The following is a 5,962-nucleotide window of genomic DNA, read 5'->3' on the forward strand; positions in this document are numbered from 1 at the left end:
CCGCGCGGAGGCACGCCAGCGGCAGGCTCCGCGTGACCACGGTGGCGCTCGAACCCAACAGTTTCGTGTCCGGCCCCGACCCGCGTTCCGACCGCCCGCACGGCATGGAGGTGCTGTACCTGGTCAGTGGACGCGCCCATCTGATCGCCTCCGCGTCGGACGGGCAGATGCGTTCGGCGTCGGAGCTCGCCCCGGACCGGGCGCGGGTGGTGGGCTCGGGCTTCGGAAACGGCCGCCACCACCTGGTGAACACGGGCGGCGAGGTGGCCGTCGTGGTCCGGGTGACCGCCTGAGCACGCGCGGGAACGGGGGGAGTCACTCACCGGCGCCCCGCTCGGCGCTGGCCGCGCGGAGGGCGGCGTCGACCGCCTCGACCGACCTGAGGACCCCGGCCATGCGCCGCCCCTCCGCGAGGTAGGCGTTCATCACCTGGTCGAGGGCGTGCGGGGGCATGTGGTCGCGCAGGTCGACCCTGGCCGTGCGGTAGCCCTCCCGGGCGGCCTCCAGCGCCGAGGCGACGTACTGTCGGGCCAGCCGGGACAGGGCGACCGGATGACGCCGCAGGACGCCGTGCAGCCGGTAGTCGGCGGGCACGTGGTCGAACAGCCACACCAGGGCTGTCTGTTCGAAGGAGTCCGCCCCGGGAGGGTGCACACTCGCGGGCCAGTCCGGCGTCAGCGACTGATCGGGCATGTCCTCCATCATACCCGCAGTTCGAAAATCTGTTCGAGAAAACTGTGGATCAGTCCGCGGTCTCCGACGATCCGGACGTTCCGTCACCGGTGGACTGGCGTCTCTCCATCTCCACCCGGATGGCCTGTTCCGCGGCGTCAACGGCGGCACGCGCGGTGATGGTGTTCGTGTGGGCCCGGTCCAGTTCCTCGAGCAGGATGCAGTCGAAGGAGACACGGGCGTCGTGGATGGCGGCTTCGAGTTGACGTGATGCCTCTTCCAGACTCATATCCTTTCCCTCCCCAGAATCGGCACCCGCACACACACGCGCCCCACCGCCCCCGCACGCCGCGTACCGGGCGCGCTCGCACCGGGACTGTCCCCGGCGCGTTCTACGATGTTCCCGAATCGCCGCTGTTCACGGCTGTGCCGACCATCCGGCCCGAGAGGACATCCATGCGCAACCGCTACCCCGGGACATGCACCGACTGCCAGGCCACCGTCGGCGTCGGCGAGGGTGTCGTCGTCAGGGAGGGCGGCCGTTGGCGCACCTACTGCGCCGAACACGAGCCGCGCCCCACCCCTCCGGCCCGGGGGGACCACCTGGGCTGGCACACCACCCCGATGCTGGGGTTCGACACCGAGACCTCCTCCCGCGACGCCGACACCGCCTTCCTGGTCTCGGCCGCGCTGGTGGACCGCGAGGGCAAGTCGCGCACCTGGCTCGTGGACCCCGGCCCCCGGGAGATCCCCGCGGACGCCGTCGCCGTCCACGGGATCAGCACGGAGCGGGCCCGGGCCGAGGGCCGACCCGCCGAGGAGTGCCTGGAGGAGATCAGCCAGGCGCTGGTCGAGCAGCTCTCCTCCGGCCAGGGGTTGGTGGTCTTCAACGCCCCCTACGACCTGAGGGTGCTCTCCGGGGAACTGGAGCGGCACGCGATGACGTCCCTCGCCGAGCGCCTGGGCGCTCCCCCGGCGCCCGTGGTCGACCCGCTGGTGATCGACCGGGGCGTGGAGCCCTACCGCAGGGGCAAGCGCAACCTGGGCGCCATGTGCGAGTACTACGGGGTGGAGCTGACCGACGCCCACACCGCGACCGCCGACGCCTCCGCGGCGCTGGCCCTGGCCGAGGAGATCGGGGCCAGGCACCCGGAGCTCGCCTCCGTCAGCCTGGCCGAGCTGCACCAGCGCCAGATCGACTGGTCCCTGGCCTTCGCACGCAACCGCCAGGAGTGGCTGGACCGCAGCAAGCCCGGTCACGGGACCGTGGTGGACGGCACCTGGCCCTGAGCCCTCCCGCGCGGGCCGGACGGACCACGTTCCGGCCCGACGCGTGTGGTGCGCCCCGGAGGGGTAGGTCTCCTGATCGGACGCACACTCTCGGGAAGGGGCGACATGGTCTACTTCATCCTGGTGCTTCTGGCGATCTGGCTCATCCTCGCCATCCTGGGCATGGTCATCAAGGGGCTGTTCTGGCTCGCCGTCATCGGCGGCGTCCTGTTCGTGGCCACCGCCGTGTGGGGCTGGCTCCAGAACCGCCAGCGCACCTGAGGGCGCGCGGCGCCCGCGCCTCCCAGGACTCCGGGGACGCGGGAACGTACCCGCCCACCTGCGGCTCCGGTTCCACCGGCGGTTCGGCCACCGCGGAATCCCGAACCGCGGCGGACCGCCCGTCCGAGCGGGACTGGAACAGGTGCAGGGCGTGGGTCCGCCGACGAGTACGAGGACGGCTCCCACCAACGCGAACAACATGAACATCAGGCTCATGTCACCGCGTCTAACCCGCGTTCCCCCGAACACACATCGCGCGGCCGGTCGGCCACAGTGGCACGAGCACGACCGAACCCGTCCATCGCGGGGAGTCGCACCCGGTGACCGCGGAGGGGCCGACGTCATGGGCGACCCGTTCGCCGAGTAGATCACTGGCCACCCAAGTGGCCACCAACGCGAAACGCCGCCCCCGAAGGGACGGCGTTCTGGCTGAGCCGCCTGTCGGAATCGAACCGACGACCTATTCATTACGAGTGAATCGCTCTGCCGACTGAGCTAAGGCGGCGCGCCGCCGCGTTCCACACGCGGCGAAGCGGTCACCAGTCTAGCGCCTCCGCGGAGTGCCGGGTACACGTTCGGACGGCCCGGCCCGATCAGGCGCAGACCATCCCGTCCTCGGGCACGGTGAGCTCGATCAGATAGGAGTCCACGTGGGTGTCTATGCACTGGTCACCCATCCGGTAACCGGTGTGGCCGTCGCCGTCGCGGGTCAGCAGGAAGCCCGGGTCCAGCTGTTCGGCGAGCGCCTCGGACCACGCGTACGGGGTGGCCGAGTCCCGGGTGGTGCCCACCACCATGACGGGCGCGGCGCCCTCGGCATCGAACTCCCGTTCGGGGGCGACCGCCTCCTCGGGCCAGTACGCGCACGGCAGCGCGCCCCACGCCAGCGAGGGCCCGAAGATCGGCGACTCCTCACCGGCCTCGGCGGCGGCCTCGACGTAGGCCTCCACGTCGCGCGGACTGGACGAGTCGGAGCAGTTGACCGCGATGAGCGCGGCCGTGGAGTTCACGTAGGCGGACGTGTCCCCACGGCTGTACAGGGCGTCGGCGAGCTGGAGCAGGAGGGTGCCGTCGCCCTCCTCCGTCGCCGCGGTGAGGGCCTCGCGCACGCGCGGCCACCAGCCCTCGCTGTACAGCGCGGCGAGCACGCCCAGTTCGGCTCGGGCCCGGTTGACCTCGCGGTCGTCCATGGTGTTGCCCAGGGGCTCCCGGGCCGTGTCCGCCAGGAATCCCCTCAGCGCCTCGATACCGTCGTCCACGCTGTCGCCCGAGCCGCCGAGCGGGCAGTCCGGCCCGCCGAGGCAGTCCTCCACGAAGGCCCGCAGGGCGGTCTCGAAGCCGGTCGCCTGCTGCACACTGAGTTCGAGCTGCCCCTGGCTGGGGTCCACGGCACCGTCGAGCACGAGGGCACGGACCCGCTCGGGGAACTGCTCGGCGTAGTGGGCTCCGATGCTGGTGCCGTAGGAGAAGCCCAGGTAGGTGAGCTTCTCGTCACCGAGCAGAACGCGCAGGACGTCCATGTCACGGGCGACGTTGGCGGTGCCCATGTGCATCATGATCTCGGGGTCGTTGGCCTGGCAGGCCTCGACGAAGTCGCGGCTGTCCTCCTGGAGCTCCGCCAGCTCGGCGTCGGTCACCTCGGACATGTCGCCGTCGCCCTCGACGCCGTCGACCCCGCCGAGGAACTCGTCGATACCCTCCGCGTCCATGCAGGTCAGCGGAGCGCTACGGCCGACGCCGCGCGGGTCGAACCCGACCACGTCGAACCTCTCCCGCACCGGGTCGCTGACCTTCGAGGAGGCGTGGTCGACGAAGTCGTATCCGGGACTGCCGGGCCCGCCGGGGTTGACGAGCAGGGAGCCGATGACGTCGTCGCCCTCTGAGGGGAGGCGCTTGACCGCGATCTCGATACGCTCGCCGCCGGGGTCGTCGTAGTCGAGGGGCACCTCGTAGGTGGCGCACTCGGTGCCCGGCGCCCCGCTCTCGCACTCGTCCCAGGCGAGCTCCTGGTCGGCGAAGACGGCCAGCGGCCCGGAGAGCCCGGAGGCGTCACCCTCCCTCCTCGGCTCCTGCTCCTGACCGGTGCACGCCGTCGCCAGCAGCACGACCCCCGTGAGCACGACCGCCCACGGTCCCCGAACCCTCGTTCCCAACGGTGTTCTCCGCCCTCTCGTCGTACCCGGTACCCGGCCGACATGTCGTCGACGCCGCACCATTCTCCCCGAACGGTGCGACGGGCGTCCGTCCACCGCCCTGCTCCGGGACCGGCCGCGTTCGTCTCCGCAGAGGGCGGGCCCCGCCCGGACACGGCACGCGCCTGCCCGTCACCCCTCTCCGGGCTGCGCGGGCTCGCGTCCGCGGGGCGGGAAGGCGCCGCCCCTGGTGGGGCGGCCCGTCCCCGTCGAACCCGCGGCCCCGGGGGGACGCTGCGCCTGTCGCGGTGCCCTACCCGGCCAGGAGGGCGGACGTCATGGCCTCCATCGCGATCTGGGGGTGCACGTTCGCGGCGATGCGCTCGCGGCACTCCATGATGGCGTCGATGCGGCGCAGCGTGGCCTCGGGGGCGCTGGAGCGTGCGACACGCTCCAGGTCACCGGAACGCTCCGCCGTGGACAGCTCCACCCTGGCCCCCAGCTGGAGGGTGAGCACGTCCCGGTAGAACGCGACCAGGTCGAGCAGGGCGCGATCGTAGGAGTCGCGCTTGATCCGGGTGGCGCGGCGCTTCTGCCGCTCCTCCAGGTCCTTCATCGCGCCCGCCGAACCGCGCATCGCCTTGGCCACGCCCTTGCCCGTGGAACCCTCCCCGAACGCGGCCCGCAGTTCCTCCCGCTCCTTGGCGTCGAGCGCCGTGGTGAGGGCCTTGGACTCCTCCTCGGCGATCTCGTAGAGCCGGGCGGCGGAGGTGACGCACGCGCCGAGCCCGTCGAGCCGGGCCGGGATGGACAGCACCTCCTCCCGGCGTCTGCGCGCCTCGGCGTCGGTGGCCAGCTGCCGGGCCCGGTCGATCTGACCGGCCGAGGCGACCGCGGCGGAGCGGGCGGTGTCGGCGTCGATCCCCTCGCGCTGGACGAGGGCGTCCACGAGTTCCCGGGTGCTCGGCGTGGCCAGGGTGACCAGGCGGCAGCGGGAGCGGATGGTGACGAGCAGGTCGTCGGGGGTGGGGGTGCACAGCAGCCACACGGTGCGCGGGGAGGGTTCCTCCACGGCCTTGAGCAGGGCGTTGGACGCGGCCTCGGTCGCGCGGTCGGCGTCCTCGAACAGCACGACCCGGAACCGTCCCCCGGAGGGCTTGGAGCCCGCGCGCAGCACGAGGTCGCGGGTGGCGGACACACCGAAGCTCAGCCCGCTGGGCCGGACGTACAGCACGTCGGGGTGGGTTCCGGCGAGGACCTGGTGGCAGGAGCCGCAGTGCCCGCAGCCGCCGTCCGCGCACTGGAGGGCCGCGGCGAAGGCCCGAGCGGCCTCCGAGCGGCCCGAGCCGGGCGGCCCGGTGAAGAGCCAGGCGTGGGTCAGCCCGGTGCCCGGCCCGCCCGAGACGAGATCGGCGGCCCCGGTGACGGCCCGTTGGAGTTGGCCCACCGCGGTCCGCTGGCCGACGAGGTCGTCGAAAACCGTCATGCTCACCCTCTCCGCCCCTGGTGTCCGGTCTTCAGGATAGGAGCCGGGACCGACGTCCGGGCCGTTGTCCACAGGTCCTTCCCCTCCTGACGCGTTCGCCGGCGGTTCCCACCGGCCCCCG

At 72.4% G+C, this 5,962-nt stretch carries 6 protein-coding genes, 1 tRNA gene and 1 pseudogene; 3 read left to right on the plus strand and 5 right to left on the minus strand.

The window, feature by feature from the left end; all coding sequences use genetic code 11:
- Window positions 1-293 (plus strand): annotated as a pseudogene (locus tag D455_RS0103300) (hypothetical protein); the annotation flags it as partial.
- A 22-nt stretch (window positions 294-315) separates the two neighbouring features.
- Here the strand turns inward: D455_RS0103300 and D455_RS0103305 are convergent.
- Window positions 316-705 (minus strand): hypothetical protein, encoded by a 390-nt coding sequence (locus tag D455_RS0103305; protein WP_017569347.1) that lies wholly within the window; start codon window positions 703-705, stop codon window positions 316-318.
- Window positions 706-742: 37 nt separating this feature from the next.
- The gene (locus D455_RS0103310) at window positions 743-961 is read right to left on the minus strand and encodes a hypothetical protein (protein ID WP_017569348.1); all 219 of its coding nucleotides are present in this window, start codon (window positions 959-961) and stop codon (window positions 743-745) included.
- Window positions 962-1,128: 167 nt separating this feature from the next.
- On the opposite strand from D455_RS0103310, the gene D455_RS0103315 reads away from it, so the two are divergent.
- The gene (locus D455_RS0103315; RefSeq protein ID WP_017569349.1) at window positions 1,129-1,962 is read left to right on the plus strand and encodes an exonuclease domain-containing protein; all 834 of its coding nucleotides are present in this window, start codon (window positions 1,129-1,131) and stop codon (window positions 1,960-1,962) included.
- A 105-nt stretch (window positions 1,963-2,067) separates the two neighbouring features.
- Entirely contained in the window at window positions 2,068-2,223 is a 156-nt protein-coding gene (locus tag D455_RS34390; protein ID WP_017569350.1) for a hypothetical protein, read from the plus strand.
- A 432-nt stretch (window positions 2,224-2,655) separates the two neighbouring features.
- Here the strand turns inward: D455_RS34390 and D455_RS0103325 are convergent.
- From D455_RS0103325 to D455_RS0103335, 3 genes are all read right to left on the minus strand, one after another.
- A tRNA-Thr gene (locus tag D455_RS0103325) sits at window positions 2,656-2,728 on the minus strand.
- An 88-nt stretch (window positions 2,729-2,816) separates the two neighbouring features.
- Window positions 2,817-4,343 (minus strand): alpha/beta hydrolase, encoded by a 1,527-nt coding sequence (locus tag D455_RS0103330; RefSeq protein ID WP_017569351.1) that lies wholly within the window; start codon window positions 4,341-4,343, stop codon window positions 2,817-2,819.
- A 325-nt stretch (window positions 4,344-4,668) separates the two neighbouring features.
- Window positions 4,669-5,841, minus strand: a complete 1,173-nt coding sequence (locus tag D455_RS0103335; RefSeq protein WP_017569352.1) for a DNA polymerase III subunit delta' — start codon at window positions 5,839-5,841, stop codon at window positions 4,669-4,671.
- Window positions 5,842-5,962: the final 121 nt, after the last annotated feature.

The organism is Nocardiopsis halotolerans DSM 44410, from assembly GCF_000341065.1.
GTDB classification, from domain to species: Bacteria; Actinomycetota; Actinomycetes; order Streptosporangiales; family Streptosporangiaceae; genus Nocardiopsis; species Nocardiopsis halotolerans.